Raw genomic sequence first — 26,183 nt, 5'->3', positions numbered from 1 at the left:
GGCGCTCCTTACAGCTTCAGCAGGTTGGCGTCGTCGACCGAGGCCGACCGGCGGGCACGGAAGATCGCCATGATGATGGCGAGCCCCACGACGACCTCGGCGGCGGCCACGACCATGATGAACAGGGCCATCACCTGTCCGTCGAGCTGGCCGTACATCCGCGAGAAGGTCACGAGCGAGAGGTTGGAGGCGTTGAGCATCAGCTCGACTCCCATGAAGACGATGATCGCGTTGCGACGGAGCAGAACCGTGGCCGCGCCCACCGAGAACAGCAGGATGGACAGATAGACGTAGTACATGGGGTTCATCGGGCGCTGCCCTCCTCGATCTCGCGCTCGAGGTGTCTCTCGACGTCTCTGATCCCGTCGGTCGTGGCCACCTGGTCACGGGCGACGAGCACACGCGAGACCGACAGGTCGCTCGGGCTGCCGTCGGGCAGCAGGGCCGGGGTGTCGACCGCGTTGTGGCGCGCGTACACGCCGGGGGCGGGAAGACCGGCCACGTTCTTGTTGTCCTTGATGCGCCGCGCAGCCCACTGGGCCTGGGTCACCTTGGGGCTGAGGCGCTCGCGGTGGGCGAGCACCATCGCGCCGAGGGCGGCGGTGATGAGCAGGGCCGAGGTGACCTCGAAGATCCACACGTAGGGGCCGAAGATCAGCTCGGCCATGCCCGTGATGTTGCCCGTCTCGGTGTTGGTCGCGACCAGCTTGTCGAGGCCGGCCTGCACCTTCTGCTCGTCGAAGACGGCGGAACCGATCGTCGACAACAGCACACCGGCAAGCCCGACGACCAGCACGAGCGAGGCCCAGCGTTGCCCCTTGATCGTCTCGACGATCGAGTCGGAGGAGTCGACACCGACCAGCATGAGCACGAACAGGAAGAGCATCATCACGGCGCCGGTGTAGACGAACACCTGAACCACGCCGAGGAAGTCGGCCTTCTGCATGATGTAGAAGATGCCGATGATGATCATGACGAGCGCGATGCTCATCGCGGCGTGAACGGCCTTGCGGGCGAAGAGCAGCCCCAGCGAGGCGACGACCGCGAGGGGCGCGAGCAGCCAGAAGCCGACGGCTTCGGCGGTGGAGGTCACAGGCCGGCCCCCTCTCTGGTGTTGGCTGCGGTCGGGTTCTCGGTGTGCGACACGTCGTGTCGGCCGGGTGCGTGCGCGCCGACGTTACCGGGTGCGTCGGGGTTGCCGTCGCTCTGCCCACCGAAGGCGCCATCGGCGTCGCCCGCCAGGTCAGCGGCGTGGGCGTCGACGTACTCACGCTGGCCATCGGTGGCGCTGGCCACCTTGCCCTGGTAGTAGTCCCGCTCCTCGAGACCCTCGGCCATCGGGAAGGGCGGCGGCAGCATGCCCTCCTGCAGGGGCGCAAGCAGCTGGTCCTTGGTGAAGATGAGCTTTCCACGGTCGTTGTCGGCGAGCTCGTAGAAGTTCGTCATCGTCAGGGCTCGCGTCGGGCACGCCTCGATGCAGAGCCCGCAGAAGATGCAGCGCAGGTAGTTGATCTGGTAGACGCGGCCGTAGCGCTCGCCAGGCGAGAACCGGCCGGTTCCGCCCTGCTCGACCGGCGTGTCGTCGTTGTCGGCGCCCTCGACGAAGATGGCGTCAGCAGGGCAGGCCCAGGCGCAGAGCTCACAGCCGATGCACCTCTCGAGCCCATCCGGATGCCGGTTCAGCTGGTGTCGACCGTGGAAGCGCGGCGCCGTGGGGCGGGGCTTCTCGGGATACTCCTCGGTGGCGACCTTGCGGAACATCGTCGAGAACGACACTCCGAACCCGGCGACCGAGGCGAACAGCCCCGGAGGCGCGTTGTCGTCGCGCTGAAAGCCGCCCGGGTCGCTCTTCTGGACGTCCTTGCCGGATGAGCCGGCGGTGTCGTCAGCCATGGGTTTCCTCCTTGACGACGGTGGTGCCGCCGCCGGTAGAACTACTGCCCGAGAGCACCGGCTCTTTGGAGCCCGGTGCGGTCTCGATGAGGGTGCCGGGTTGGCTGCCGGGCTCACGCAGGCGCTGGCCCGGGAGTGGCGGCACGGGGTAGCCACCCGCGAACGGGTCGATCTCGTCGGGAGGGGCCACGTCGGCCGCCTCGAGCCGGGCCGCGCGCTTGTCGTCCCAGATCCACGCCCCCGCGAGGGCGATGACGGCCACCACTCCCACGATGGTGAGCGTGGCGACGCCGATCTCGAACCGGCCGAAGAGCTGGATGCGGCTGTCACCGAGGAAGCCGAGCTGGGCTCCACGGATGAACGCAACCGCCACGACCCAGGCGAGCGTGATCGGGATGAGGAACTTCCATCCGAAGCGCATGAACTGGTCGTACCGCGTTCGAGGCAGCGAGCCACGCAGCCAGACGAAGACGAACAGGAAGCTCCACATCTTGCCCGTGAACCACAGCAGACCCCACCAGCCCCCGTTGAACATGCCGTCGTTGATGGCGGCGATGAACGGTGGCGCCTTCCAGCCGCCGAGGAACATCGTGGTGGCCAGGGCCGACACGGTGAACATGTTGACGTACTCACCGAGGAAGAACATGGCGAAGCGCATCGAGGAGTACTCGGTGTGGAACCCGCCGGTCAGCTCGCCCTCTCCCTCGGCCAGGTCGAAGGGCAGTCGGTTGGTCTCGCCGACCATGGTGATCACGTAGACGGCGAAGCTGAAGAACGCCGGCGCGATGTACCAGAGCGAGCTCTGCGCCGCCACGATCTGCGAGGTCGACATGGATCCGCTGTAGAGGAAGATCGCGACGAGCGAGAGGCCCATGGCGATCTCGTAGGAGATCATCTGGGCGGTGGCCCGCAGCCCACCGAGCAGTGGGTAGGTGGAGCCGGAGCTCCAACCGGCCAGCACGACTCCGTAGATGCCCACCGACGCGACGGCGAGCACGAGCAGCACCGACACCGGCACATCGGTCACCTGGAGCGGGGTCGTGTGGCCGAAGATCGACACCGTGCCACCGAGCGGGATGATCGAGAAGGCGACGAACGCCATGGTCGCCGTGATGAGCGGCGCCAGGGTGTAGATGAGCTTGTCGGCCTTGTCGGGAGTGATGTCCTCCTTGAGCATCGACTTCGCGCCGTCGGCCAGGGTCTGCAGCAGCCCGAAGGGGCCATTGCGGTTCGGGCCCGGACGCTGCTGCATCCGACCGATCACGCGGCGCTCGAACCAGATGACGAGCAGGGTTGACACGAGGAGGTAGACGAAGACGGCCACCGCCTTGAGCAGGGCCAGCCACCACGGGGTGTCGCTGAAGTCGGCCGACGGGTTCTCGGTGGCGGCGGGCAGGGCTGTCACCAGGGCGGATGCCGCCGGGTGGGCAGTCATCGCCTGGTCGACGAGCAGGTGCAGGCTCATGCCGATCCTCCCTTCGTGACGGTGACCACATGACCGGCATCGGCTCCGAGACTGGTGCGCACCGCACACTCCTTGGCGTTCGTGGGCAGCCAGACGACACCGTCGAGCATGCCTTCGGTGACGGCCACAGGCAGCGCGACACGCCCAGCCGGGCCGTTCACGGTGACGAACTCGTCGTCGGCCACCTGCAGTGCAGCCGCGCTGACGGGAGACAACCGGGCCACGGCCCGTGGCGCGGTGCCGGCCAGGAACGGCTCACCGTCCTGCATCCGGCCGGCATCGAGCAGCGTGGGCCACGTCTCGAGCAGGTACTCACCGCGAGCGACATCGCTGACGACGACGGCCTTGGCGGCCCGCAGGCTCGCCGTGTCGAGGACGACGTGGTGGTGACCTTCCCAGGCACCGAGCGCCTCGAACTGAGCGCGGATCTCACGCTGGGTGCGGGTTTCGAGGAAGAAGCCCATCTCGTTGGCGAGCATGTCGAGAGCGCGGTAGTCACTGACCGCGTTGCTGGTCACGGCCTGCTCGAACTCGCGCACGCGGCCTTCCCAGTTGACGTACGATCCGACCTTCTCGGCCTGGGCCGCAACCGGGAGCACCACATCGGCGACCGCGGTGACCGGCGACTCGCGCAGCTCGAGGGAGACGACGAACGCCCGCTCGAGAGCGGCCATGGAGTGCGCCGACCCGATGTCACCCGGGTCGACTCCACCGACCACGAGCGCGTCGATCTCGCCGGTGACAGCCGCTTCGATGATGCCGGCCGTGTCTCGGGCCGGGGTGTCGGGCAGGCTCGCGACCTCCCACACCCCCGCCACCTCGCCACGAGCGACCTGGTCAGAGACCGGTCGTCCGCCGGGAAGCAGCGAGCCGAGGGCGCCCGACTCGAGAGCGCCGCGCTCTCCGGCCCGGCGAGGCACCCACGCGAGGCGGGCGCCCTTGGCGGCCGCGAGGTCGGCAGCCGCAGACAGGGCCCCCGGAGAGGTGGCCAGACGCTCACCGACGAGCACGATGCCGCCCTCGCCGAGACCCTCATCGGCCGCCCGACCGAGGTCGGTGGAGGTCAGGTCGACGAGCACGTCGGCCTCGTGGCCAGGGAGAGCGGGGATCAGGGCGCCGCCCATCTTGCTCAGGCCCCAGGTCGGGACCGACCCGACCGAGAAGATCTTGGTCTGGTGGTTGCGGAAGGCCTTGCGCAGCCGCAGGAAGACGATCGGGCTCTCGTCCTCGGGCTCGAAACCGACGAGCAGCACCGTCTTCGCCGCCTCGAGGTCGGCGTAGGTCACCGAGCCGCGCTCGGCGCCGGTGGCACTGGCGGCCGGGCCGGTCGCCACGACGTGCGTGGCGAGGAAGTCGACCTCCTCGAGCGAGTGCGGACGCGCGCGGAAGTCGATGTCGTTGGTACCGAGCACTACTCGCGCGAACTTTCCGTAGGCGTAGGCGTCTTCGGCGCTGACCCGTCCACCGACGAGTACGCCGGCCGCTGAGGCGCGCGACAGCCCGGCGGCCGCGGCCGCCAGAGCCTCGGGCCAGCCCACGACCTTGAGCTCGCCGTCGGCGTCACGCACCATCGGCAGCTCGATGCGGTCGGGCTGGGTGGCGTAGGTGAAGGCCCAGCGGCCCTTGTCGCAGTTCCACTCCTCGTTCACGTCGTTGTCGAGAGCCGCCATCCGGCGCAGCACCAGGCCGCGACGGTGGTCGGTGCGCATCGAGCACCCACTCGCACAGTGCTCGCAGACCGATGGCGTCGACACGAGGTCGAAGGGCCGCGAGCGGAACCGGTAGGCCGCGCCCGTGAGAGCCCCGACCGGGCAGATCTGCACCGTGTTGCCCGAGAAGTAGCTCTCGAAGGGCTTCTCCTCGTAGATGCCGATCTGCTGGAGGGCACCACGCTCGACGAGGGCGATGAACGGGTCACCGGCGATCTGGTCGGAGAAACGCGTGCACCGAGCGCAGAGGATGCACCGCTCCCGGTCGAGCAGCACCTGCGAGCTGATGTTGATCGGCTTGGGGTAGGTGCGTTTGACGTCGTCGAAGCGCGAGACGGCCCGCCCGTTGCTCATCGCCTGGTTCTGCAGCGGGCACTCGCCACCCTTGTCGCACACCGGGCAGTCGAGGGGGTGGTTGATCAGCAGGAACTCCATCTGGCCGTGCTGCGCCTTGTCAGCCACCGCCGAGGTGTTCTGGGTCTTCACGACCATGCCGGGCGAGACCGCCATGGTGCACGACGCCTGTGGCTTCGGCATCGGCCGGACGTTCCCGTCGCGGTCGGGCATGGCCACCTCGACCAGGCACTGTCGGCAGGCGCCCACAGGCTCGAGGAGCGGGTGGTCGCAGAACCGCGGGATCTCGATGCCGACGGTCTCGGCTGCGCGGATGACCAGCGTTCCCTTCGGAACGCTCACCTCGACGCCGTCGATGCTCAGGGTGACGTCATCGGGACGGGACGGGGGCTGCGCGTCGCCGCCGTGGTCGACGGCCTTGCCGCCAGGCGTCGGTGAGCTCGTGACGGTCATGCGGTCACCATCCCACTGGCCATTCCGGTGGAGTCCCTGGAACTCGAAGGCGCGATGTCGAAGAGCACCGACTTCTCGGGCGGGAAGAGCACGTGGGCGGGGGTGTGCATGCCGGCCTCGAACTCCTCACGGAAGTACTGGATCGCCGAGGTGATCGGGCTGGTCGCCGCGTCGCCCAGGGCGCAGAAGCTGCGCCCCAGGATGTTGTCGCAGATGTCGAGCAGCTTGTCGATGTCGTCCTGGGTGCCCTCACCGTTCTCGATGCGTTCCATGATCTGACGCAACCACCAGGTGCCCTCACGGCACGGAGTGCACTTTCCGCACGACTCGTGGGCGTAGAAGTCGGTCCACCGCGCCACGGCGCGCACCACGGACACGGTCTCGTCGAAGACCTGCAGGGCGCGGGTGCCGAGCATCGACCCGGCGGCGGCGACCGCGTCGAAGTCGAGCGGCACGTCGAGGTGCTCGTCGGTGAAGATCGGCGTCGAGCTGCCGCCCGGGGTCCAGAACTTCAGCAGGTGACCTTGGCGCATTCCTCCGGCGAGGTCGATCAGCTCACGCATGGTGATACCGAGCGGAGCCTCGAACTGTCCCGGGTTGGCCACGTGGCCGGAGAGGCTGAAGATGCCGAAGCCGGTCGACTTCTCGGTGCCCATTCCCTTGAACCAGTCGGCACCCTCGAGGATGATCCCCGGCACAGAGGCGATGGACTCCACGTTGTTGACCGACGTGGGCCGCGCGTAGAGGCCAGCGGCCCCGGGGAACGGCGGCTTGAGGCGCGGCTGGCCACGGCGGCCCTCGAGCGAGTCGAGCAGCGCCGTCTCCTCACCACAGATGTAGGCGCCGGCACCGGCGTGAACGGTGATCTCGATCTTCAGACCCTTGCCGCCGACGTCGTCGCCGAGGTAGCCGGCCGCCCGGGCCTCGTCGACCGCATCGAGGAGCCGACGGTAGACGTGGACCAGCTCGCCGCGCAGGTAGATGAACGCGTGCTCGCACCCGATGGCGTACGAAGAGATGGCCACCCCCTCGATGAGCGAGTGTGGGTTGGCCATCATGAGCGGGGTGTCCTTGCAGGTCCCCGGTTCTGACTCGTCGGCGTTGACGACGAGGTAGCGGGGGCCGCCGTCGGGCGGGCTCATGAACGACCACTTCATGCCGGTCGGGAAGCCGGCGCCGCCGCGTCCGCGGATATTGGAGTCCTTGACGGCGTTCAGCACCGCCAACGGCTCCATCTCGAGCGCTTTGTGCAGTGCCTTGTAGCCGTCGTAACGCTCATAGGTCTCGAGCGTCCACGACTGCGGCTCGTCCCAGAACTTCGTCAGGATCGGAGTCAGGGTGTCGGTCATCGGGCGTCCTTCCCGTCGGCGCCGCCATGATCGGAGTCGGGGCGGTCGTCGCTGCTCGCACCGAGGCCCGGGAGGGGCTCCGGCTTCAGGCTGGAACGGCGCACAGTAGCGGCGTCCGCTTCGTCGGTCTCTTGGTGGTCGACCGGTGGGTCGGCCTGCAGGTCGGCGCGACGCACCGTGCGCTCGTCGGCTTCGTCGGCTTCGTGGGGGTCGGCGTAGCCAGGAGCATCCGCTGCGGGCGCAGCGTCGGGGTTCCAGGCCGGCATCCCGGTGATGAGCGAGTCACGACTCGTGGTCGCCGCCTCCGCCTCGTCAGCCTCTGCAGCCGGGGCAGAGGGCTGGTCAACAGACTCGTCAATGGGCTCGTCGACGGGCTTCGTTGCGGGCTCGCTGTCGCTGCGTCCCGCCTCGCGGCTCGGGCCGGCAGCGCCGGTCTCCTCGGCTGCTGTCGGGCCGGCGTCCTCCGCCCCGGCAGGGGCCCCGTCTGGGGCTGCGGCGGGAGCGGCATCCGGTGGGGTGCTGGCCTGCGAAGAAGTCTGGGTGGCTGGCTCGGCGGCTGACTCGGTGACTGACTCGGTGGGCCCCTCCGTAGTGTCGGAGGTGGGCTCGCCCGCCACGCTGCCGTCGCGGTGACGCTCCCCCGGCGCCACCCAGTCGCGCTCCTTGGCGATGCGCAGCCCCAACAGGGAGGCCGGGCCGGCGCCCACACCCTCTCCGCCTCGGCCGTCGTTGAAGCCGGCGAGCACGCGCGACATCGCCTTGAAGCTCACGACACTGTCGGCGCCTCGGGTCGGCTTGGCCGTCGCACCGGCGCGCAGGTCGTCGACGAGCGCCATCGTGCTCTCGGGTGTCTGGTTGTCGAAGAACTCCCAGTTGGCCATGACGACCGGGGCGTAGTCGCAGGCGGCGTTGCACTCGATGCGCTCGAGCGTGACCTTGCCGTCTTCGGTCGTCTCGTCGTGTCCGACCCCGAGGTGCTCGGAGACGCGTTCGAAGATCTGGTCGCCGCCCATGACGGCGCAGAGGGTGTTGGTGCAGACGCCGACGGTGTACTCGCCGTTCGGGTGGCGCTTGTACTGCGTGTAGAAGGTCGCGACACCGCTCACCTCGGCCTCGGTGAGATCGAGCTGCTCGGCGCAGAAGGTGACCCCGCGGCCTGTGACGTAGCCGTCGACCGACTGCACCAGGTGCAGCAGCGGCAGCAACGCCGACCGCTTCTGCGGGTAGCGCGCGATCACCACGGCCGCCTCATCGGCCAGCGTGGCCAGCACGTCGGCGGCGTAGGGAGCCTTCGACTCCGCGTCGACGTGCAGAAACCCCGACGCTGTCATGTCGTGCCCGCTCATACCTGGTCGTCCTCTCGTGCCCCGGCTGAACTCGTCATCGCGCTCTCCGGTCGCGCGACAACGCACCCTCCGGTGCTTGCGCGCTGGCGCTCACTGCGATCCTCACGCGCTACCGCGCTCATCGGTCGACCCCACCCATCACCGGGTCGATCGATGCCACCGCGACGATGACGTCGGCGATCTGGGCGCCTTCACACATCGCGGCCACGGCCTGCAGGTTGTTGAAGCTCGGGTCGCGGAAGTGCGCCCGGTAGGGCCGCGTGCCGCCGTCGGAGACGAGGTGGCAGCCCAGCTCGCCCTTGGGTGACTCCACCGCGACGTAGGCCTGACCGGCCGGCACGCGGAAGCCCTCGGTGACGAGCTTGAAGTGGTGGATCAGCGACTCCATCGAGGTGCCCATGATCTCGCGGATGTGGTCGAGGCTGTTGCCCAGGCCGTCGCCGCCGAGCGCCAGCTGTGCGGGCCAGGCGATCTTCTTGTCCTCGACCATGATGCCGCCCTGCTCGCCCTCGCTGGCCTGGAGGCGGTCGCTGCACTGCTCGACCAGCCGGAGCGACTCGTACATCTCGTCGATGCGGATGCGCAGGCGCCCGTAGGCGTCCATGCTCGTTCGCGTCTTGACCTCGAAGTCGTAGGTCTCGTAGCCGCAGTAGGGGTCGAACTTGCGCAGGTCGTGCGGCAGCCCGGTCGAGCGCAGCACCGGGCCGGTGATCCCCAACGCCATGCAGCCCGCGAGGTCGAGGATGCCCACGTCGACCATGCGGCCCTTGACGATGGGGTTCTCGTTGAGCAGGGCTTCGAGCTCGGCCAGCCCACGACGCACCTCCGGCACCATCTCGCGCAGCGCGTCGATGGCACCGGGCGGCAGGTCCTGGGCGACCCCGCCGGGGCGGATGTACGCGTTGTTCATGCGCAGACCGGTGATCATCTCGATCACGCGCAGCAGCCGCTCACGTTCGCGGAAGCCGACCGTCATCACGGTCGTCGCGCCCATCTCCATGCCACCGGTGCCGAGGGCGATGAGGTGACTGCTGATGCGCGTCATCTCCATCATCAGCACCCGGATGACGCTGGCCCGCTCGGGGATCTGGTCGGTGATACCGAGCAGCTTCTCGATCGCCAGGCAGTAGGCGGTCTCCTGGAACATCGGCGTGAGGTAGTCCATGCGCGTGCAGAACGTGACGCCCTGCACCCATGTGCGGAACTCCATGTTCTTCTCGATGCCGGTGTGCAGGTAGCCGATGCCGGCGCGGGCCTCGGTGACGGTCTCGCCGTCGAGCTCGAGGATGAGCCGGAGCACGCCGTGGGTCGACGGGTGCTGCGGCCCCATGTTGACGACGATGCGCTCCTGCTGAAGCGAGGTGGCCTCGTCGACGAGGTCGTCCCAGTCGCCACCGGAGGCGTTGAGAACGTGAACGCCCTCCAGCCCGTCGTCGGCCGACGACCCTGCGTAGGGGTCGTTCGGCGCCTGTTCGGCGGCGACGACGTCGCAGTTGTCGCCAAGATCGGTCGGGTCTTCGGTGTGCGTGCTCATCAGTTGTACGACCTCCGCTGGTCGGGCGGCGGAACCGTTGCGCCCTTGTACTCGACGGGGATGCCGCCGAGGGGGTAGTCCTTGCGTTGCGGGTGGCCCGGCCAGTCGTCGGGCATGAGGATCCGAGTCAGAGCCGGATGGCCGTCGAACTCGATCCCGAACATGTCCCAGGTCTCCCGTTCGTGCCAGTCGTTGGCGGGGTAGACCGAGACGATCGACGGGATGTGGCGGTCGTCTTCGGGGCACGAGACCTCGACGCGAACGCGCTTGCCGTGGTTGGTGATCGACAGAAAGTGGTAGACCGCGTGCAGCTCTTCACCCACGCGGTTCGGGTAGTGCACCCCGGAGACGCCCGTGCAGATCTCGAAACGCAGCCTGGGGTCGTCGCGCAGCACCTGGGCCACGGCGACGAGGTGCTCGCGATTCACCGTGATCGTCATCTCGCCGCGATCGACCACAACGGCGTCGATGGCCTCTGCGAAGGAGGCCGTGCCGCCGACGAGGCCACGTTCCAGGTCATCGGCGAGTGCGTCGAAGTAGCTGCCGTAGGGACGTTCGGTGGAGCCGGCGATGAGGATCGGGCGGCGCAGCCCGCCGTAGCCCGAGGTGTCACCGCCCTGCGTCGCGCCGAACGAACCGCGGCGCATCCCGACGACCTTCGGCTCGCTGGCACCGGGGTTGACGACGGCGGTGGCCTCGGAGTCGGCCGATCCGGCGCTCATGGCCAGCTCGTGCGGCGAGAGGCCGGAACCCTGGTCCTTGCCTTCGGCAGGCGTCTTCTGTTCACCCTCGGTCATGCCAGCAGACCCTTCATCTGGTGCGTCGGGGTGGCCACCAGCGCGGCCGCTTCGGCAGCCTTGGCCGCCTTGACCTTGTTGACGCCGAGCGGCGTCGACTCGATCTGGTGGTGCAGCTCGATGATTGCGTTGAGCAGCATCTGCGGGCGTGGCGGACAGCCGGGCAGGTAGATGTCGACCGGGATGATGTGGTCGACCCCCTGCACGATCGCGTAGTTGTTGAACATTCCGCCCGAGCTCGCACACACCCCCATCGAGATGACCCACTTCGGGTTGGCCATCTGGTCGTAGACCTGGCGCACGACCGGGGCCATCTTCTGACTGACGCGGCCCGCCACGATCATCAGGTCGGCTTGGCGGGGGGTGGCCGCGAACCGCTCCATGCCGAAGCGGGCGATGTCGTAGTCGGGGGTGCCGACCGCCATCATCTCGATCGCACAGCACGCGAGCCCGAACGTGGCCGGCCAGATCGAGGCCTTGCGCATGTAGCCGGCCAGTCCTTCGACCGTCGACAGCATGAATCCGGCGGGCAGCTTCTCCTCGAGACCCATCTTCTACTCCTCGTTCTTTGCGACGTACTTGGCGATCGTGGTCACGACGCGCTGTTGGCTACGTGCCCACCTGAGGGCTTCAGGCCCAGTCGAGGCCCCCGCGGCGCCAGACGTAGGCGTAGGCCACGAAGACGGTGAGCACGAAGAGCACCATCTCGATCAGGGCGAACAGCCCCAGCTGGTTGAACGCGACAGCGAAGGGATAGAGAAAGATCGACTCGACGTCGAAGATGATGAACAGCATCGCGGTCAGGTAGTACTTGATCGGCACCCGGCCACCACCGGAGGCCTGTGGCGAGGGCTGGATGCCGCACTCGTACGCCTCGAGCTTGGCCCGGTTGTATCGCTTGGGCCCCACGACGAGGGACGTACCCACCGACCCCGCGGCGAAGACGAAGCCGAGGCCCAGCATGAACAAGACGGGAACGTAGGGCTCATTCATCCCTGCGTCACTTCCTTTCGGTCACGGCATCCGTCGGGCAGGCCCATCTTATGGGCGCACCGCGCGATTGTGCTCAGCGTCACATCCTGCACCACTCGGCATCCGCTCATGCGCTCGGGGCGATCCGCGAGAGGCCGTTGATGATGCGGTCACCGGCGCCCTTGCCACCCGGTTCGGCGAGGTTGGCCATGATCTTCAACAAGAACCTCATCATCGTGGTGCGCGGCAGGCCGTACTTCGTCGCGAGGCGCATGACCTCCGGATTGCCGATGGCGTGGGCGAACCACCGGCCGAGGGTGAAGTAGCCCCCGAGCTGGTCCTTCATGACCTTGGGGTACGCCGCCAGCACGCGCTCACGCTCGACGTCACTGGGGCGCGCCATCGCCTGCGCCACGAGCTCGGCGCCGAGCCGAGCCGCCTCGAGTGCGTAGTCGATACCCTCGCCGTTGAACGGGTTGACCATGCCGCCGGAGTCACCCACGAGCATGAGCCCGTCGGCGTAGAGGGGCGCGCGGTTGAAGCCCATCGGCAGCGCCGCACCCCGGATCGGGCCGGAGGCCTCGTCGTGCTCGAGGTGCCAGTCGGCGTCGATGTCAGCGACCCAGCGGCGCATGACGTCCTTGTAGTCGGTCTTCTGGAAGGCCGAGGTCGTGTCGAGGGTGCCGAGCCCCACGTTGGTGCGGCCGTCTTCCAGGGGGAAGAGCCAGCCGTAGCCGGGCATCAGGATGCGCTTACCCGCGTCGTCACGCGTCCAGAGCTCGAGGTGGCTCTCCATATAGTCGTCGCGGCGGGGCGTGCGGTAGTAGGCGCGCACGGCGACCCCCATGACGCGGTCCTCGCGCTTCGGGCGACCCACGGCGGTGGCCAGTCGGGAGGAGACGCCGTCGCTGGCGATGACGACCGGGGCGCGGTAGCTGACCTTCTCACCGGTGGCGCGGCCCTGCCCGTCGACGCGCTTGGCGACCACGCCCACCACCCGGCCGGAGCCGTCACGCACGGGCTCGGTGACACTGGTGCGCTCCTGCAGCAGAGCGCCCTTGCGCTCGGCGTGTCGTGCCAGGGTCTCATCGAGCATGGCGCGGGTGCGCACCATGCCGTAACCGGGGAAGGCGTCGTTCTCGGGCCAGTCGAGCTGCAGGGTGTGGCCGCCGCCCTTGATGCGCAGGCCCTTGGTGCGTTGCCAGCCCGTGGTGTCGACCCCGAGAGAGATCAGCTCCTTGGTCGCACGAGGGGTCAGACCGTCGCCGCAGATCTTGTCGCGCGGGAACGCCGACTTCTCAAGCAGCACCACGTCGAGGCCATGGTCGGCGAGGTAGGCGGCGGTGGCCGATCCGCCCGGGCCGGCCCCGACCACGATGACGTCTGCGCGGTGCGCGACGCTACCTGTGGACTCGGCGCTGGACATGCTGGGACTCCTTGTGAGGCGGGGCGGAGGTGACGCTTGTGAAGAAGTTCACGAACTCTCATCGGAGTCTATTCCGGGGCCTTCGGACTTGTCAGATAAGGAGAGCCTTACCGGCTCGGCGGAATCCGACGACAGGAACCCCGCCACGGTCCGATTCCCGCGGCCCACCCGGCATCCGAACGACAGCAACCCCGCCACGGTCCGATCCCCGCGGCCCACCCGGCATCCCAACGACGGCAACCCCGCCACGGTCCGATCCCCGCGGCCCACCCGGCATCCGAACGACAGGAACCCCGCCACGGTCCGATACCCGCGGCCGGATGCCGGAACCCACCCGAGGAACCCCGCCACGGTCCGATTCCCGCGGTCCCAGGCGCACGGAACCCGACAAACCCCACCACGGTCCGATTCACGCGGTCGGATGCCGGAAACCACCCGACTAACCCCGCCACGGTCCGATTCCGGTGGTCGGATGCCGTCCCGACGGCGGCGAACCCCGCCACGGTCCGATCCCCGCGGCCCGACGCCGGCATCCGGACGCCGACCCTGCTTCAGCGGAAAGAGTCAGCGCTTGGTCGCGGTGTGCAGCGCGACGACACCCCCGGTGAGGTTCGTCCAGCCGACCCGCGTCCAGCCCGCCCGCTGGATCGTGCCCGCGAGCTCGCCCTGCGGTGGCCAGGCCCGGATCGACTCGGCCAGGTAGACGTAGGACTCGGGGTTGCTGGAGGTGCGCCGCGCCACGGAGGGCAACGCTCGCATCAGGTAGTTCGAGTACACGGTGCGGAACGCCTTGTTCACGGGCTGGCTGAACTCACAGACGACGAGCCGCCCGCCCGGCTTGGCCACCCGGAGGAACTCACGCAGGGCCAGGTCGATGTCGGCCACGTTGCGCAGCCCGAAGCTCATCGTCACGACGTCGAAGCTGGCGTCGGCGAACGGCAGCCGCATCGCGTCGGCGGCAGCGAAGGCCATGTCGGGACGCCGACGGTTGCCCACGCGAAGCATCCCGAGCGAGAAGTCGGCAGCCACGACGTCGATCTCGCGGTCGGCCCACGGTTCGCTCGAGGTTCCGGTGCCGGCCGCGATGTCGAGGATGCGCTCCCCCGGCACGGCAGCAACGGTGCGCACGACCGCCCTGCGCCACGCCCGGTCCTGCCCGAGCGAGAGCACGTCGTTGGTCAGGTCGTACTTGTCGGCGACCGTGTCGAACATCGACGCGACATCGACCGGCTTCTTGTCCAGCTGCGCTCTCGTCATGGTGCAATCCTCGCACCCGTAGAATCGTCGTGATGTCCTCCCCGCCCGCACTCCCCCCGTTCCGAGGCAGCTCCGAGCGGCCGGGCGCGGCCGGCTACCTCGAACCCGGCGCTTCGTCGCCGAGCCTCGCCGTCGTCGTCGTGCGCACGGTCCCGCTGCCCGTTGACGGCTCCCTGCTCGCCCTCCTGCCGCACGACGTTCCGCACGACCAGGTCGTGTCGTGGGTTCGGCGCGGTGACGGGCTGGTCGGCTGGGGCACGGCTCTCGCGTTCGAGGCGCGCGGCCCCGAACGGTTCGCCGCAGCGGAGGCGTGGTGGCAGCAGATCGGGGCGAGTGCTGTCGTGCGTGACGAGGTGTCGGCTCCCGGCAGTGGCCTCGTCTGCTTCGGCACCTTCCCGTTCGCCGACGACTCGGCCGAGACCGCGCGGATCGTGGTGCCCACCACGATCGTGGGTCGCCGCGACGGCCGGAGCTGGCTCACCCAGATCTCGCTCGACCCGCAGCTGACACTGCTGGGGTCGCCGGAGGCCGCGGCCGACCCCGAACCGCCGACCGACGTCGCGTTCGCCGATGGAGCCGTCTCCCCCTCCGACTACGCCCATGCCGTGGCCGAGGCGGTCCAGCGCATCGCCGCAGGCGAGGTCGACAAGGTCGTGCTGGCCCGCGACCTGCTCGCCACGTCATCGACGGCTATCGACCCCCGCTGGCTGCTGCGCCGCCTGGCCGAGCGCTACGAGAACACCTGGGTGTTCGCCGTCGACGGGTTCGTCGGCGCCACTCCCGAGCTGCTCGTGCGCCGCGACCAGGGCCTGATCACCTCCCGCGTGCTGGCCGGTACGATCCGGCGCACCGGTGACGACGACGCCGACCTGGCGTTGGCAGCATCGCTGGCCCGCTCGTCGAAAGACCTGGAGGAGCACGAGTACGCCGTCCGCTCGGTCGCCGAAGCCCTCGAACCGCACTCGTCGTCGATGAACGTTCCGGAGGCGCCCTTCGTGCTGCACCTGCCCAACGTCATGCACCTGGCGACCGACGTCGCCGCCGTCAGCTCCGACAGCGCCAGCGCGCTGACCCTCGCGTCGTCTCTACACCCGTCGGCCGCGGTCGGGGGCACCCCCACCGACCGGGCCCTGTCCCTGATTCGAGAGCTCGAACACATGGACCGCGGCCGCTACGCCGGCCCGGTCGGCTGGATGGATGCTCACGGTGACGGCGCCTGGGGCATCGCGCTGCGCAGTGGCGCCATCGACCGCGACGACCCCCGCCAGATCCGCCTGTACGCCGGGTGCGGCATCGTGGCCGGTTCTGACCCCGAGTCAGAGGTGGCCGAGTCGACGGCCAAGCTGATCCCCATGCGCGACGCGCTCGCGGGCGACTGAGCGGCGGTGGTGACCGTGGGCAGCCCGGCATCCCAGACGGCGCTGGCCCTGGTGCAGCAGCTCTGGCTCGGCGGCGTGCGTGACGTCGTGCTCTCTCCGGGGTCGCGTTCGGCCCCGCTGGCCCTGGCGCTCGACGCCGCCGACACGGCCGGTGACCTTCGTCTGCACGTGCGGGTCGACGAACGGTCGGCCGGGTTTCTCGCGCTCGGGCTCGCGACCGGCTCTCGCCGCCCGGTTGCCGTGGTGACCACCTCGGGCACCGCCGTCGGCAACCTCCTGCCGGCGGTCATGGAGGCCCATCACAGCGCGCGGCCCGTCATCGTGGTCAGCGCCGACCGCCCCGACCGGCTCCGTGGCTCCGGAGCGAACCAGACCACCCAGCAGGCCGGGCTGTTCGGCGTGTTCGCGCCGTGCCACGACCTGCTTCCTGGTGTCTCCCCAGACGAGCTTGCCGTCGCCGTGCTCACCGCCTGCACCGCGCACGGGCCGAGCCAGCTCAACGTGCAGCTCGACGGCGACCTGCTGCCCTCCGGGCCCGACCCGAGCGGCTGCTGGCAACGCCCGCGGCCGGCCACCCGTTCCGAGCTCGAACCCGACCCGCTCTCCCTACCGGATGCCGGCAACGACCCGGAGACGCTGCCCCCCGGCCCACGCACCGTCGTGGTCGCCGGCGACGAGGCGGGCCCCGCCGCCCGCCTGTTGGCCGAGGCCGGCGACTGGCCGCTGTTCGCCGAACCGACCTCGGGCGCCCGCATCGGTCGTCAGGCCCTGCGCACGTACCGGTTGCTGCTCGGCACCGCGCTGCGTTCGCGCATCGAGCGGGTCGTCGTGGTCGGGCACCCCACGCTGTCCCGGCCCGTCACCGCGCTGATCAGCGACTCCTCGATCGAGGTGCTGTCGGTGCGCGGCCCGGCCGGCGTCGCCACCGACCCGGGCCGCGTGGCGCGGGTGCTCGAGTCTGTGCCGCGAGCAGCCTCTCGTGGCGACAACGAGTGGTTCGCATCGTGGCAGCGCGCCGACCAGCAGCTGTCGGCTCTCATCGACGACAGCGTTGCAGCGCAGCACTTTTCACCGCTGGCCGTGGCAGCGGTGGTGGGTCGTGCCGTGGCGGCCGACACCACGTTGGTGGTCGGCTCGTCGAACCCGGTGCGCGACCTCGACGTCATGGCGACCCCCTGGACACCCCACCAGCGCCGCTTCGTCGTCGGCAACCGCGGCCTCGCCGGGATCGACGGCATGGTCTCGACCGCGGTCGGCGTCGCCCTGGGGCGGGCGCACGCGGCCCGCAGCATCGCGTTCGTCGGCGATCTCACGCTGTTGCACGACACGAACGGGCTGCTCATCGGCCCAGGCCAGCCTCGGCCCGCTCTGACGATCGTGGTGCTGAGCGACGACGGCGGCGCGATCTTCGCCACCCTCGAGCAGGGCGATGGTCGTTTCGCCCACGCTTTCGAACGGGTCTTCGCCACCCCGCACGGCACCGACCTGGCGGCGCTCTGCGCGGCCCACCACACCGAGTACGAGCGGGTCACCGACCTCAGTCGGCTCGAGGCGGCCCTGGCCGAGACTCCCGATGGCATCCGGGTGCTGGAGGTGCCGGTCGAGCGCGGCGGCCGTCGGTCTGAGGCTGCGGGTCTGCGTGATCTCGCCCAGCTCGTCGTGACCCCCAACGACCGCCACGGCTGACCCTCACCGACGCCCTGGGTCAGCCGTTCGAGGCGGGCCAGCTGGCCAGCGCACCGCCGGGCATGCAGACGATCCGCTCGCCGTGCGGCCCGGTCAGCTCCCACGCCTCGTAGTCGGGCGACGCCCGCACACTCAGCTGTGCGTCGGCGAAGTTCACCGCCAGGTGACCGTGCTCGGCGACGAGCACCTCGGTGATCTCAGCGCCGACGAGCTCGGCGAGAACGGCGGGAAGCTTTTCCTGCGGCGTGCCCGAGTCGATGACGTGCATGCCATCGGGGCGTAGCAGGAAGCCATCGCCGTTGAGGTCGAGCTGCCAGTTGTCGGTCGTCCACATCTTCAGCGCGTAGTCGAGACGAATCGAGTGCACGATCTTGCCGGCGAAGCTGGGGATCACGGGTTCCATCCTGCCGGAATGTCGTAGGTGCCGTCCGGACGTATCGGGAAATGTGTCTCGGGGCTCTTGTCGGGTCCCGGTTTGCCATCGATCTTGAGGGGGTTGCCGTTTTCGTCGCAGTAGCGCACGTATCCGTCGGGGTACCGATCCGTCCCCTCCATGATGCGCACCGAGTTGGCGTTCTTGGGCGTGCCCGGAGGGGCGTTGACGTTCTCAGGGTTCTGCCACACCTCACCCTTGCCGTTTTTGGCCACGCGGCCCTCCCACGAGCCGCCCGACGTACTCGGACGCTGCTCGTCCGGCACACGGTCGCCCGGCTGCGGTTTGCCCTCGCTCGGCCCCTTGGCCTCGTTCAAGACGTGGTTGTCGTTCTTGCTCGCGTTGCTCGCCAGGTCGCCGGCGCCGGCGGTCATGGCCAGGGCGCCGGTGGCGATGAGCCCGGCCGACGCGACGTTGATCGGCACACCGGCCACGGCGCCCACCCCGGTGGCGTCGAGGGCCACCCCGCCCACCTCACCGCCGGCGCCCAGCACGATGGCTCCGGCACCGAGTGCCATCGAGAGCACGTCCTCCGGGTGCTCGACCATCGCCTGCCCGACGTCGGCCAGTCCGTTGACGGTCGGCACGACACTGTGGTTGTAGGTCCAGGCGCCGGCATCACCCAGCATGTCGCCAGCCTTGTCCCACCAGTGCTGCTGGGGTCGCGGCTCCGTGTGTCCGACGGTCGGCGTCGGCGTCGGCGTCGGCGTCGGTATGGGCGCGCCACCGGGGCCGTTGACTCCGTGGGCACTGGCGCCGCGTTGCTGCTGCGCGTTGGTCGACAGTCTTCGGCTCAGCTCACCGAGGTGCGTGCCCAGCAGGCCCAGCTGAGCGTCGGCCGCCGGCCAACGGCCCCGCAGGGCCTGGAAGTCGCCGCCACCCCAGTGGCCTTCGAGCGCCCGGATGGCGTTCGACGCCTCGCCGCGAGCCCGTTCGCACTCGCGCGAGTAGTCGAGCAGCAGCCGACTGCTGCGCTCGAGCGCTTCGGGGTTGGACCCCTTGGCGTAGATGACCATCCGTTACCCCTGCTCCTGTGGCTGACTGCGCACAACCACCCTGCACTGACCGCCGAAATCCCGCCATGGGGAGCACTCCCCATGCGTCCGGTGCGCCCGGTCTCAGGGTGCGCCCGTCGTGGCCGGCCGCCGTCGCGACCCGCAGAGATCCTTGGGGTTCTGGCTCAGCCGGTGAGAGGCAGGCACCGGGAGAGCCGCTGACGCCACCAGGCCTGACGATCCGGCGGGGCCGAGAGCTTCGCCAGGGCGGCGGGATCGGGGCGCACCCGTGCGGGCAGCAGGATGCCGTCGACCGGCAGCAGGTTCGGCCTGGCGACGTCGCTGGTGAACAAGCCGACCGTGCCCAGACCGCAGGCATGCTCGAGCTCTGGTAGGGCGGCCGCCAGGGCCACTCCGGCCGAGATGCCGACGCTCGTGTCGAGGGCCGACGACACCACAGCGGGCAGCCCGCAGGCCTCGACGATGTCGAGAGCACGCCTCACTCCGCCGAGAGGCGCCACCTTGACGACGATGATGTCGGCCGCGCCGAGCCGGGCCACCCGCAGTGGGTCGTCGGCCTTGCGAATCGACTCGTCGGCCGCGATAGGTACGTCGGTTCCGTTGCGGCTCAGCGCTCTTCGCAGCTCAGCCAGCTCTTCGACGGTGGCACAGGGCTGCTCGGCGTACTCGAGGTCAAAGTGGGCGAGCCGGGCCAGGGCGTCCAGCGCGTCGTCGACGCTCCAGCCGCCGTTGGCGTCGACACGGATGCGGGCCCGCTCCCCCATCACGGAGCGAACGGCCGCGACCCGGTCGAGGTCGTCGGCCAGCGTCTGGCCGGGCTCTGCCACCTTCACCTTCGCGGTCGTGCAGCCGTCGAACCGGGCCAGCACGGCCGGCACCTGGCCCGGGGCCACGGCCGGCACCGTCGCGTTGACGGGTACGGCATCGCGAACCGCTACAGGCCAGGAACCGTAGGACGCCTCGAGGGCAGCAGCCAGCCAGCGGGCGGCCTCCGCGTCGCCGTACTCGACGAACGGCGCGAACTCGCCCCAGCCGCAGGGCCCGTCGATGAGCAGAGCCTCGCGGGTCTCGACGCCGCGGAACCGCACCCGCATCGGGATCGACACGACGTGCACTCGGCCCTGAAGCTCGTTGAAGGTCGGCCGGTCGCTCACGGTTGCCTCATCCGCTGTCACTCACCGAGCCGAACCTCGGGGGCGTTGGCGACGGCGCAGGCGATGCGTTCGGTGGAGCGCGTGCTCATCTCGGGTAGCGCGTCGAGAGGGAACCACGCCGCCTCGCTGGCCTCGTCGTCGCCCGGTGTGGGTTCGCCCGAGACCCATCGGCACCGGAAGGTGTGGTCGAGATACTGGGCGTGGTCACCGTTCGGGTGCACCATGGGTGGCCCGGAGCCGACCCACACGAGCCGCTCTACCCGGGCCACCACGCTGGCCTCCTCGAGCACCTCCCGCTCTGCTGTGAGGTGTGGCTGCTCACCCGGATCGGTGATGCCGGTGACGGGCGTCCAGGCGCCGGTGTCGGACCGCTTGATGAGCAGCACCTCGAGCGAGTCGAGCGAGTCGATGGCGTCGCCGGCATCTGTGGTCTTGCCGGTGCGCGGCGGCCGACCCGGTCGTTCACGCAGCACGACGGCCGTGATGCCCGGCATCCACAGCAGGTCGTGCCCGATCTTGCGTCGCAACAGGGCGACGAAGGGCGGGATCGGCATGCTCCGACCCTAACCGTCGCCTCCCCCCTCGCCGTCGGTTCGAGGTGTTCCGCGTCTACCGGTGACCGCGGAACACCTCCAACCGACGGTCACTAGGCTCGCAACGTGACTACTGAGCGCGTGTCCGACACCTTCGACCCGTCACAGTGGGCGGCTGTGCCGGGCTTCGAGCTGACCGACCTCACCTACCACCGACGCCGCGCCGTCCCCGGAAGGCCGCACGCCGACTCGGGGGTCGTGCGCATCGCCTTCGACCGGCCGGAGGTGCTCAACGCTTTCCGGCCGCACACGGTCGATGAGCTCTACCGAGCCCTCGACCACGCCCGGATGACCCCCGACGTCGGGGTCGTGCTGCTCACCGGCAACGGCCCGTCGGTCAAGGACGGCAAGTGGTCGTTCTGCTCCGGCGGCGACCAGCGCATCCGCGGGCGATCTGGCTACCAGTACGCGACCGCGCCCGACGCCGACGCCACCGCAGCTGGTGTCGACGAGGCGAGGGTCAAGGCCCAGGGTGGGCGGCTGCACATCCTCGAGGTGCAACGGCTGATCCGCACCATGCCGAAGGTCGTCGTCGCCGTCGTGCCGGGGTGGGCGGCCGGGGGCGGCCACTCGTTGCACGTCGTCTGCGACCTCACCATCGCCTCGCGCGAGCACGCTCGGTTCAAGCAGACGGATGCCGACGTGGGCAGCTTCGACGCCGGCTACGGCAGTGCCTACCTGGCCAAGATGGTGGGCCAGAAGTTCGCCCGCGAGATCTTCTTCCTCGGGCGCACCTACTCCGCCGAGGACATGCAGCGGATGGGCGCCGTCAACATCGTCGCCGACCACGCCGACCTCGAACGCGAGGCCCTGCAGGTCGCCACCGAGATCATGGGCAAGAGCCCGCAGGCGCAACGGATGCTGAAGTTCGCGTTCAACCTCACCGACGACGGACTCATGGGCCAGCAGGTCTTCGCCGGCGAGGCGACCCGCCTGGCCTACATGACCGACGAGGCGGTCGAGGGCCGCGACCAGTTCCTGCAGAAGCGCGAGCCCGACTGGTCGCCCTTCCCCTGGTACTACTGACCGGGCGTAGCCACCAGCTCAGAGGCTCATCTCACGCTGATGTGGGGCCAGGAGCGTGGCTTGGAGGGCGGTCGCCATTCCCGGCAGCGGCAGTGCCGGTCGTGCTGGTCGCGCCCTCGATCGTCACCACGCCACTCTCGACGGCGGCCAATCCTACGAGGCCGCGGCGCCGGCCGACGACATCCTACGAACCACGCGCAAGGCCGGTCACCGCCCGTGCTCCGCGATGGACGACCAGCCCTCGGTGACGGACAGTCGGCACCGTTCCGGCTCGTCTCCAGCAGCCAGAAACACGCCCAGCGTCAGGGAGGCGCCATGCGCGGCGGCGGACGTGGCGGGCAGCACCCCTCGGAGCACGAGGTCAAGCAGTCCGTGACCGGCGATCCACTGCCGGATCGCCACGTCGACCGGCTCGGACCGGAAGCGCCCGTCAGCTCGGGCCCGCTCGGCCGCCTGGGTGAGCCGCAGCAAACCCTCGGCTGCGACCTCCTCGTTCTCCAGGCCGGTGCCGGGGTCGAACATCGCACGGTAGAGGTGCGGGTGCGCGATCCCATGCCTCACGTAGGCCGCGCCGAGCGCGGCCAGGTCTCGAACCGGGTCCTCGGTGTCGTCGATTCCTTCCAGTCGGGCGACCAGACGGCGAAATCCCTCGTTGCGCACGGCCTCGCGGAGCCCGGGCATGCCGCCGAAATGCGTATAGACCGCCATCGTCGAAGTCCCTGAGCGCTCGGCGACCGCACGCAGGGTGAGGGGCTCATCGGTGGCGAGCAGGGCCGCGGCCTGCTCGATGAGCTCCACGCGGACGCGGTGATCGCTGGTCCTTGCCATGGTGCACAGTCTGCCATAGCATTGCCATAACAACGATATGAAATGAGGCACAGATGACCATCGAACTCTTCAACCCACCTGGGATCCCGACTCCAGAGGCGTACGCCCAAGTCAGTGTCGCCACCGGCGCCCGCACCGTGTACGTCTCGGGCCAGGTGGCTCGCAACGCAGAGGGGCAGCCGGTCGGAGCCGGAGACCTCGCCGCTCAGGTCGAGCAGGCATACCGGAACGTCCATGCCGCGCTCCGCGGTGTGGGTGCCGGCTTCCAGCACGTCGCGAAACTCACCGTCTACGTCGTCGACTGGCACCCCGACAAGATGCCCGAGCTGCTCACCGGCGCCATCCGCGCGGCCGAGGACCTGGGTCTCGACATCGTCAGGCCCATCACCCTCATCGGTGTCGCCGCGCTGGGCGAAGCCGACATGCTGGTCGAGGTAGAGGCGGTCGCGGTCATCGACTGATCGCAAGGCCCTGGGCTCGGCCGCCCCGTGTCAACCAGGACCATCGGCCGCCGCTGAGCGCGCCGCGGCCCCCCTGGCCCCCCTGGCACCCCTGACGGCGCGTGAGGTCAGCGACCAGCATGAGGCTCAGTGGGGTCAGAGGGACTGCATCAGGGTGACGGTGGCAGCGACGATCTGCTGCTGGGCCTTGTCGCGGCTCACCGAAGGAGTGCCGTCGCCGGGCTGAGGGCCGTAGTCGCCGAAGAAGGCGTGCACACTGCCCTTGACCGGAGTGAACACCGTCGACCCGGGCAGGTCGGGCCTGCTCGCGTCGATGTCGGCAGGAGTGGCCAGCCCGTCGTTCGTGCCCGAGATGGACGCCACCTTCAACGAGGTGTCGGCCAACGAACCGAGCGGGTACGAGGCCCAGAGCACCAGGCCCTGCACCGTGTCGAGGTGCCCACCGGCGAACGAGGAGGCCACGACGCCACCGAGGCTGTGCCCGGCTAAGGCCCACGACCGCACCTCCGGATGCGCGGCGATGATCGGACCGGGAGCGCCGATGGCCGTGAAGCCGATGTCGAAGGGCTGCTTGACGATCACGACCAGCACCCCTCCACGGCTGACCTGCGTGAGCAGCGGCACGTACGCTCGCGGGTCGACCCGGGCCCCGGGCTGGAACACGAGACCGCGGGCTGCCGGCTGGTTCTGGGGCTCGAGGGCGATCTGGGTGGGTGAGTCGACGACGCGCACGCCGGGGGCACCCGCCATCGCCGCGATGGCGTCGGGAGTGGCGCTGAACGGCCTGAGGTAGACCAGTGCGACAACGGTGACGACCGTGGCCAGCGCCGCCAGAACCCGCCCGACCACGCGCAGCGCCGGGCCCCGGCTGGGCGCTCTCGAACGCCGGCGAAGGCGGAGCGCTCGCACGATGAGCAGGAGGCCGACGAGCGCGACCACGCCCAGGGTGACCAGGTGGGCGGGGTGACCGGCCACCAGCACCGACCAGCTCGCGGCCGCGAGCACGATGGCCGTGACGAGCCAGACGACGCCCAGCACGCCGGCCCATCGCTCCGACCATCGGCGCACCCTCGCGCCGTTACACGGCTCAGCGACAGTGGCGGAGGAGGCCGTCGAGTTCGTCACTCCACCGAGCGTATCCGCCGGGTGCTGGCAGCGTCAGAACGGCCGGCTGCATCACCACGAACCTCCACCGGCCGTGTTCTGCACCGACTGTTCACCCCAAGAGGGCAAGATGTCGGAGTGAGCTCTCCCGACGACCGCGACCTGCCGGACGCCTCGAGCTCCCCCCTGCGAAGAGCCTCCTTCGAAGGCACCCTCGACGGCATCCCGATGGCCACGGGGCCGGCGAGCCGGCGACCTGAGCCCACCACCGCGGTGCCGATCTCACGCACCCGCCGCGGGGGCCCGGATGCCGTGCCCGATGCGGTGGACCCGAAGACCCCGGGCCCGACGGCATCCGAACGCACGACGACCGGAGGCAGCGACGACTCCGCGTCGGCCGCCCCTCCTGCCCTACCTCCCCTCGGCGCCTCGTCGTCGGGCCGTGGTGGCGCCACCGTCCGCACGGTGGGCCGTGGGGTCGGTCGCGCCACGCGCGGCAGCGCCCGTCTCACGGCGCGCACCAGCCGGTACGCGGCGGCGAAGTACCACGGCTACACCCACTCCGGCGGGGCGGGAGCCAGTGGTCTGGCCCGGCTCACCGAACTGCACGCCAGCCACGCCGCCGGCGACACGGCGATGACCCTCGCGCTCGCCGGCACCCTGTTCTTCAACCCGCAGACGGCCCAGGCGCGCGGGCAGGTGGCGCTCTTCCTGTTGTTGACGATGGTGCCGTTCGCCCTCACGGCTCCACTCATCGGGCCGCTGCTCGACCGCTTCAGCCACGGTCGTCGCTGGGCCATCGGCACCACCCTGGCCGCCCGCGCCTTCCTCTGTTGGGTGCTCGGTGAGGCGATCACGGGCGGCAGCGGGTGGCTCTTTCCGGCCGCCCTCGGTTGCCTCGTGGCGTCGAAGGCGTACACCATCGCGAGAGCTGCCGCCGTGCCCCGGCTGCTGCCACCGGGAACGACGCTCGTCAAGGCGAACTCGAAGGTGTCGATGGCCGGCGTGCTCGGTGCCGTGATGGGTGGCGTGGTCGGCGGCGCCGCCCTCTGGGTCGGCCCCGCCTGGGCCCTGCGCGCAGCCTTCGTCATGTTCGTCGTCGGCACCATTCAGGCGATCCGCCTGCCGAGCCGGGTCGACTCCTCCTTCGGTGAGCGCAACCCGGAGGAGACCGCCCCGATCCCCGTGCAGAGCACCGGAAGGCGCTCCGCAGGGTTTCCCGCCGACGCCTCGCCCCACGACACCGTGACCATCGACTCCCTCGGGCCGATCGGCCGCTTCCGGCGTCGGGTGCGGGCCATCCCCTGGCCGGTCATGCACGCCATGTGGTCGACGGGCGGCACCCGGCTGCTCACCGGCTTCCTCATCATGTTCATGGCCTTCCTCGCCAAGGAGCACCCCATCGACGGGGTGCGAGGCGAGCTCGTGCTCGGCCTGCTCGTGCTCGGTATCGGCGTCGGCAACGCCCTCGGCAGCATGCTCGGCAACGTCATCAAGGACTACCGGCCCGAGAAGGTCGCGATGGTCTCGGTGCTCGCCGCGACGGCGACGTGTGTCGCCACGGGGATCTGGTACAGCGTGTGGACCCTGATCATCCTGGGCCTCGTACAAGGACTGTCGGCGCAGCTGTCGAAGCTCTGCTTCGACGCGCTGGTTCAGCGCGAGGTGCCCGAGAACGTGCAGGCGTCGGTGTTCGCCTGGAGCGAGACGATGCTGCAGATCCTGTGGGTGGTCGGCGGCTCCCTGGGCATCATCCTGCCGCTCAACCCGCACGTCGGCTTCCCGATCTGTGCTGTCGGCCTGCTCGCAACCGTCGTCATGGCGGCCCGGCAGCGCAGGCTGGCGGCGCCCTCGACGGCGCGCCGTTCCCGATCGCGTGGTGAGGCCCCCGGCGCACCGGCCTGAGCCTTAGAACGGCATCCGGCCGGATGCCGCTGGGCTGTGGAGA

23 protein-coding genes and 1 pseudogene are annotated in these 26,183 nt (G+C 69.7%); 5 read left to right on the top strand and 19 right to left on the bottom strand.

What is annotated here, in order from left to right:
- Positions 1–8 precede the first annotated feature (8 nt).
- From nuoK to BA895_RS18270, 13 genes and pseudogenes are all read right to left on the bottom strand, one after another.
- Positions 9–308: an NADH-quinone oxidoreductase subunit NuoK gene (nuoK, locus tag BA895_RS18330; RefSeq protein ID WP_070193333.1), complete on the bottom strand. Its 300-nt coding sequence runs from the start codon at positions 306–308 to the stop codon at positions 9–11.
- Complete coding sequence (locus BA895_RS18325) at positions 305–1,093, bottom strand: NADH-quinone oxidoreductase subunit J (RefSeq protein ID WP_070193332.1); 789 nt, start codon at positions 1,091–1,093, stop codon at positions 305–307. Before BA895_RS18325 ends, nuoK begins: the two co-directional genes overlap by 4 nt.
- Positions 1,090–1,893: an NADH-quinone oxidoreductase subunit NuoI gene (nuoI, locus tag BA895_RS18320; RefSeq protein ID WP_083283527.1), complete on the bottom strand. Its 804-nt coding sequence runs from the start codon at positions 1,891–1,893 to the stop codon at positions 1,090–1,092. Before nuoI ends, BA895_RS18325 begins: the two co-directional genes overlap by 4 nt.
- A complete protein-coding gene (gene nuoH, locus BA895_RS18315) occupies positions 1,886–3,328 on the bottom strand; it encodes an NADH-quinone oxidoreductase subunit NuoH (protein WP_070193502.1) in 1,443 nt (480 codons plus the stop codon). Before nuoH ends, nuoI begins: the two co-directional genes overlap by 8 nt.
- Positions 3,329–3,354: 26 nt before the next feature.
- Entirely contained in the window at positions 3,355–5,874 is a 2,520-nt protein-coding gene (locus BA895_RS18310; RefSeq protein ID WP_070193331.1) for an NADH-quinone oxidoreductase subunit G, read from the bottom strand.
- On the bottom strand, positions 5,871–7,223 hold the full coding sequence (gene nuoF / locus BA895_RS18305; protein ID WP_070193330.1) for an NADH-quinone oxidoreductase subunit NuoF: 1,353 nt from the start codon (positions 7,221–7,223) through the stop codon (positions 5,871–5,873). The genes BA895_RS18310 and nuoF overlap by 4 nt, the downstream gene beginning before the upstream one ends.
- Before the next feature lie 515 nt (positions 7,224–7,738).
- A pseudogene (nuoE, locus tag BA895_RS24985) lies at positions 7,739–8,569 on the bottom strand (NADH-quinone oxidoreductase subunit NuoE); the annotation flags it as partial.
- 118 nt (positions 8,570–8,687) lie between these two features.
- Positions 8,688–10,103, bottom strand: coding sequence for an NADH-quinone oxidoreductase subunit D (locus BA895_RS18295; RefSeq protein ID WP_070193329.1), 1,416 nt, complete (start codon positions 10,101–10,103; stop codon positions 8,688–8,690).
- Positions 10,103–10,900 (bottom strand): NADH-quinone oxidoreductase subunit C, encoded by a 798-nt coding sequence (locus tag BA895_RS18290; RefSeq protein ID WP_070193328.1) that lies wholly within the window; start codon positions 10,898–10,900, stop codon positions 10,103–10,105. The genes BA895_RS18295 and BA895_RS18290 overlap by 1 nt, the downstream gene beginning before the upstream one ends.
- Positions 10,897–11,451: an NADH-quinone oxidoreductase subunit B family protein gene (locus BA895_RS18285; RefSeq protein WP_070193327.1), complete on the bottom strand. Its 555-nt coding sequence runs from the start codon at positions 11,449–11,451 to the stop codon at positions 10,897–10,899. The genes BA895_RS18290 and BA895_RS18285 overlap by 4 nt, the downstream gene beginning before the upstream one ends.
- A 79-nt stretch (positions 11,452–11,530) precedes the next feature.
- Positions 11,531–11,893, bottom strand: a complete 363-nt coding sequence (locus BA895_RS18280; protein ID WP_070193326.1) for an NADH-quinone oxidoreductase subunit A — start codon at positions 11,891–11,893, stop codon at positions 11,531–11,533.
- Between the two features lie 106 nt (positions 11,894–11,999).
- On the bottom strand, positions 12,000–13,298 hold the full coding sequence (locus BA895_RS18275) for a geranylgeranyl reductase family protein (protein WP_070193325.1): 1,299 nt from the start codon (positions 13,296–13,298) through the stop codon (positions 12,000–12,002).
- A 564-nt stretch (positions 13,299–13,862) separates the two neighbouring features.
- On the bottom strand, positions 13,863–14,555 hold the full coding sequence (locus BA895_RS18270) for a demethylmenaquinone methyltransferase (protein ID WP_070193324.1): 693 nt from the start codon (positions 14,553–14,555) through the stop codon (positions 13,863–13,865).
- A gap of 32 nt (positions 14,556–14,587) precedes the next feature.
- Between BA895_RS18270 and BA895_RS18265 the strand changes: the two genes are divergently transcribed.
- Together BA895_RS18265 and menD are read left to right on the top strand one after the other, a co-directional pair.
- Positions 14,588–15,934, top strand: a complete 1,347-nt coding sequence (locus tag BA895_RS18265) for an isochorismate synthase MenF (protein WP_083283525.1) — start codon at positions 14,588–14,590, stop codon at positions 15,932–15,934.
- Positions 15,935–15,943: 9 nt separating this feature from the next.
- On the top strand, positions 15,944–17,620 hold the full coding sequence (gene menD / locus BA895_RS18260) for a 2-succinyl-5-enolpyruvyl-6-hydroxy-3-cyclohexene-1-carboxylic-acid synthase (protein ID WP_083283557.1): 1,677 nt from the start codon (positions 15,944–15,946) through the stop codon (positions 17,618–17,620).
- 19 nt (positions 17,621–17,639) lie between these two features.
- Here the strand turns inward: menD and BA895_RS18255 are convergent, their stop codons facing one another.
- From BA895_RS18255 to BA895_RS18240, 4 genes are all read right to left on the bottom strand, one after another.
- Positions 17,640–18,014: a DUF6188 family protein gene (locus BA895_RS18255; RefSeq protein WP_139142765.1), complete on the bottom strand. Its 375-nt coding sequence runs from the start codon at positions 18,012–18,014 to the stop codon at positions 17,640–17,642.
- Complete coding sequence (locus BA895_RS18250) at positions 18,011–19,069, bottom strand: hypothetical protein (protein WP_070193321.1); 1,059 nt, start codon at positions 19,067–19,069, stop codon at positions 18,011–18,013. The genes BA895_RS18255 and BA895_RS18250 overlap by 4 nt, the downstream gene beginning before the upstream one ends.
- A 164-nt stretch (positions 19,070–19,233) precedes the next feature.
- Complete coding sequence (locus BA895_RS18245) at positions 19,234–20,223, bottom strand: o-succinylbenzoate synthase (protein ID WP_083283556.1); 990 nt, start codon at positions 20,221–20,223, stop codon at positions 19,234–19,236.
- Positions 20,224–20,240: 17 nt separating this feature from the next.
- Positions 20,241–20,777 carry an NUDIX domain-containing protein gene (locus BA895_RS18240; protein WP_070193320.1) on the bottom strand — a complete coding sequence of 179 codons (537 nt, stop codon included), beginning with the start codon at positions 20,775–20,777 and terminating at the stop codon, positions 20,241–20,243.
- Positions 20,778–20,882: 105 nt separating this feature from the next.
- On the opposite strand from BA895_RS18240, the gene BA895_RS18235 reads away from it, so the two are divergent.
- Entirely contained in the window at positions 20,883–21,842 is a 960-nt protein-coding gene (locus tag BA895_RS18235; protein WP_070193319.1) for a 1,4-dihydroxy-2-naphthoyl-CoA synthase, read from the top strand.
- A gap of 207 nt (positions 21,843–22,049) precedes the next feature.
- Here the strand turns inward: BA895_RS18235 and BA895_RS18230 are convergent, their stop codons facing one another.
- Positions 22,050–22,670 (bottom strand): TetR/AcrR family transcriptional regulator, encoded by a 621-nt coding sequence (locus BA895_RS18230; RefSeq protein WP_070193318.1) that lies wholly within the window; start codon positions 22,668–22,670, stop codon positions 22,050–22,052.
- 53 nt (positions 22,671–22,723) lie between these two features.
- Here BA895_RS18230 and BA895_RS18225 point away from each other — a divergent pair, with 53 nt between their 5' ends.
- Positions 22,724–23,131, top strand: coding sequence for a RidA family protein (locus BA895_RS18225; RefSeq protein ID WP_070193317.1), 408 nt, complete (start codon positions 22,724–22,726; stop codon positions 23,129–23,131).
- A 135-nt stretch (positions 23,132–23,266) separates the two neighbouring features.
- Here the strand turns inward: BA895_RS18225 and BA895_RS18220 are convergent, their stop codons facing one another.
- Positions 23,267–24,256: an alpha/beta hydrolase gene (locus tag BA895_RS18220; protein ID WP_070193316.1), complete on the bottom strand. Its 990-nt coding sequence runs from the start codon at positions 24,254–24,256 to the stop codon at positions 23,267–23,269.
- 117 nt (positions 24,257–24,373) lie between these two features.
- Between BA895_RS18220 and BA895_RS18215 the strand changes: the two genes are divergently transcribed.
- Positions 24,374–26,140 (top strand): MFS transporter, encoded by a 1,767-nt coding sequence (locus BA895_RS18215; protein ID WP_254666549.1) that lies wholly within the window; start codon positions 24,374–24,376, stop codon positions 26,138–26,140.
- Positions 26,141–26,183: the final 43 nt, after the last annotated feature.

It is taken from the genome of Humibacillus sp. DSM 29435 (assembly GCF_001758225.1).
Lineage (GTDB): Bacteria > Actinomycetota > Actinomycetes > Actinomycetales > Dermatophilaceae > DSM-29435.
Note: the sequence above shows the minus strand (reverse complement) of the source record. Positions and strands in the feature narration are given on the sequence as shown.

Excerpts from the sequence above, each read along its gene's own strand:
- nuoK (WP_070193333.1), bottom strand. The coding sequence starts at position 308 with ATGAACCCCATGTACTACGTCTATCTGTCCATCCTGCTGTTCTCGGTG.
- nuoI (WP_083283527.1), bottom strand. The coding sequence starts at position 1,893 with ATGGCTGACGACACCGCCGGCTCATCCGGCAAGGACGTCCAGAAGAGC.
- nuoH (WP_070193502.1), bottom strand. The coding sequence starts at position 3,328 with ATGACTGCCCACCCGGCGGCATCCGCCCTGGTGACAGCCCTGCCCGCC.
- BA895_RS18310 (WP_070193331.1), bottom strand. The coding sequence starts at position 5,874 with ATGACCGTCACGAGCTCACCGACGCCTGGCGGCAAGGCCGTCGACCAC.
- nuoF (WP_070193330.1), bottom strand. The coding sequence starts at position 7,223 with ATGACCGACACCCTGACTCCGATCCTGACGAAGTTCTGGGACGAGCCG.
- BA895_RS18295 (WP_070193329.1), bottom strand. The coding sequence starts at position 10,103 with ATGAGCACGCACACCGAAGACCCGACCGATCTTGGCGACAACTGCGAC.
- BA895_RS18290 (WP_070193328.1), bottom strand. The coding sequence starts at position 10,900 with ATGACCGAGGGTGAACAGAAGACGCCTGCCGAAGGCAAGGACCAGGGT.
- BA895_RS18285 (WP_070193327.1), bottom strand. The coding sequence starts at position 11,451 with ATGGGTCTCGAGGAGAAGCTGCCCGCCGGATTCATGCTGTCGACGGTC.
- BA895_RS18280 (WP_070193326.1), bottom strand. The coding sequence starts at position 11,893 with ATGAATGAGCCCTACGTTCCCGTCTTGTTCATGCTGGGCCTCGGCTTC.
- BA895_RS18275 (WP_070193325.1), bottom strand. The coding sequence starts at position 13,298 with ATGTCCAGCGCCGAGTCCACAGGTAGCGTCGCGCACCGCGCAGACGTC.
- BA895_RS18270 (WP_070193324.1), bottom strand. The coding sequence starts at position 14,555 with ATGACGAGAGCGCAGCTGGACAAGAAGCCGGTCGATGTCGCGTCGATG.
- BA895_RS18265 (WP_083283525.1), top strand. The coding sequence starts at position 14,588 with ATGTCCTCCCCGCCCGCACTCCCCCCGTTCCGAGGCAGCTCCGAGCGG.
- BA895_RS18250 (WP_070193321.1), bottom strand. The coding sequence starts at position 19,069 with ATGGTCATCTACGCCAAGGGGTCCAACCCCGAAGCGCTCGAGCGCAGC.
- BA895_RS18240 (WP_070193320.1), bottom strand. The coding sequence starts at position 20,777 with ATGCCGATCCCGCCCTTCGTCGCCCTGTTGCGACGCAAGATCGGGCAC.
- BA895_RS18230 (WP_070193318.1), bottom strand. The coding sequence starts at position 22,670 with ATGGCAAGGACCAGCGATCACCGCGTCCGCGTGGAGCTCATCGAGCAG.
- BA895_RS18225 (WP_070193317.1), top strand. The coding sequence starts at position 22,724 with ATGACCATCGAACTCTTCAACCCACCTGGGATCCCGACTCCAGAGGCG.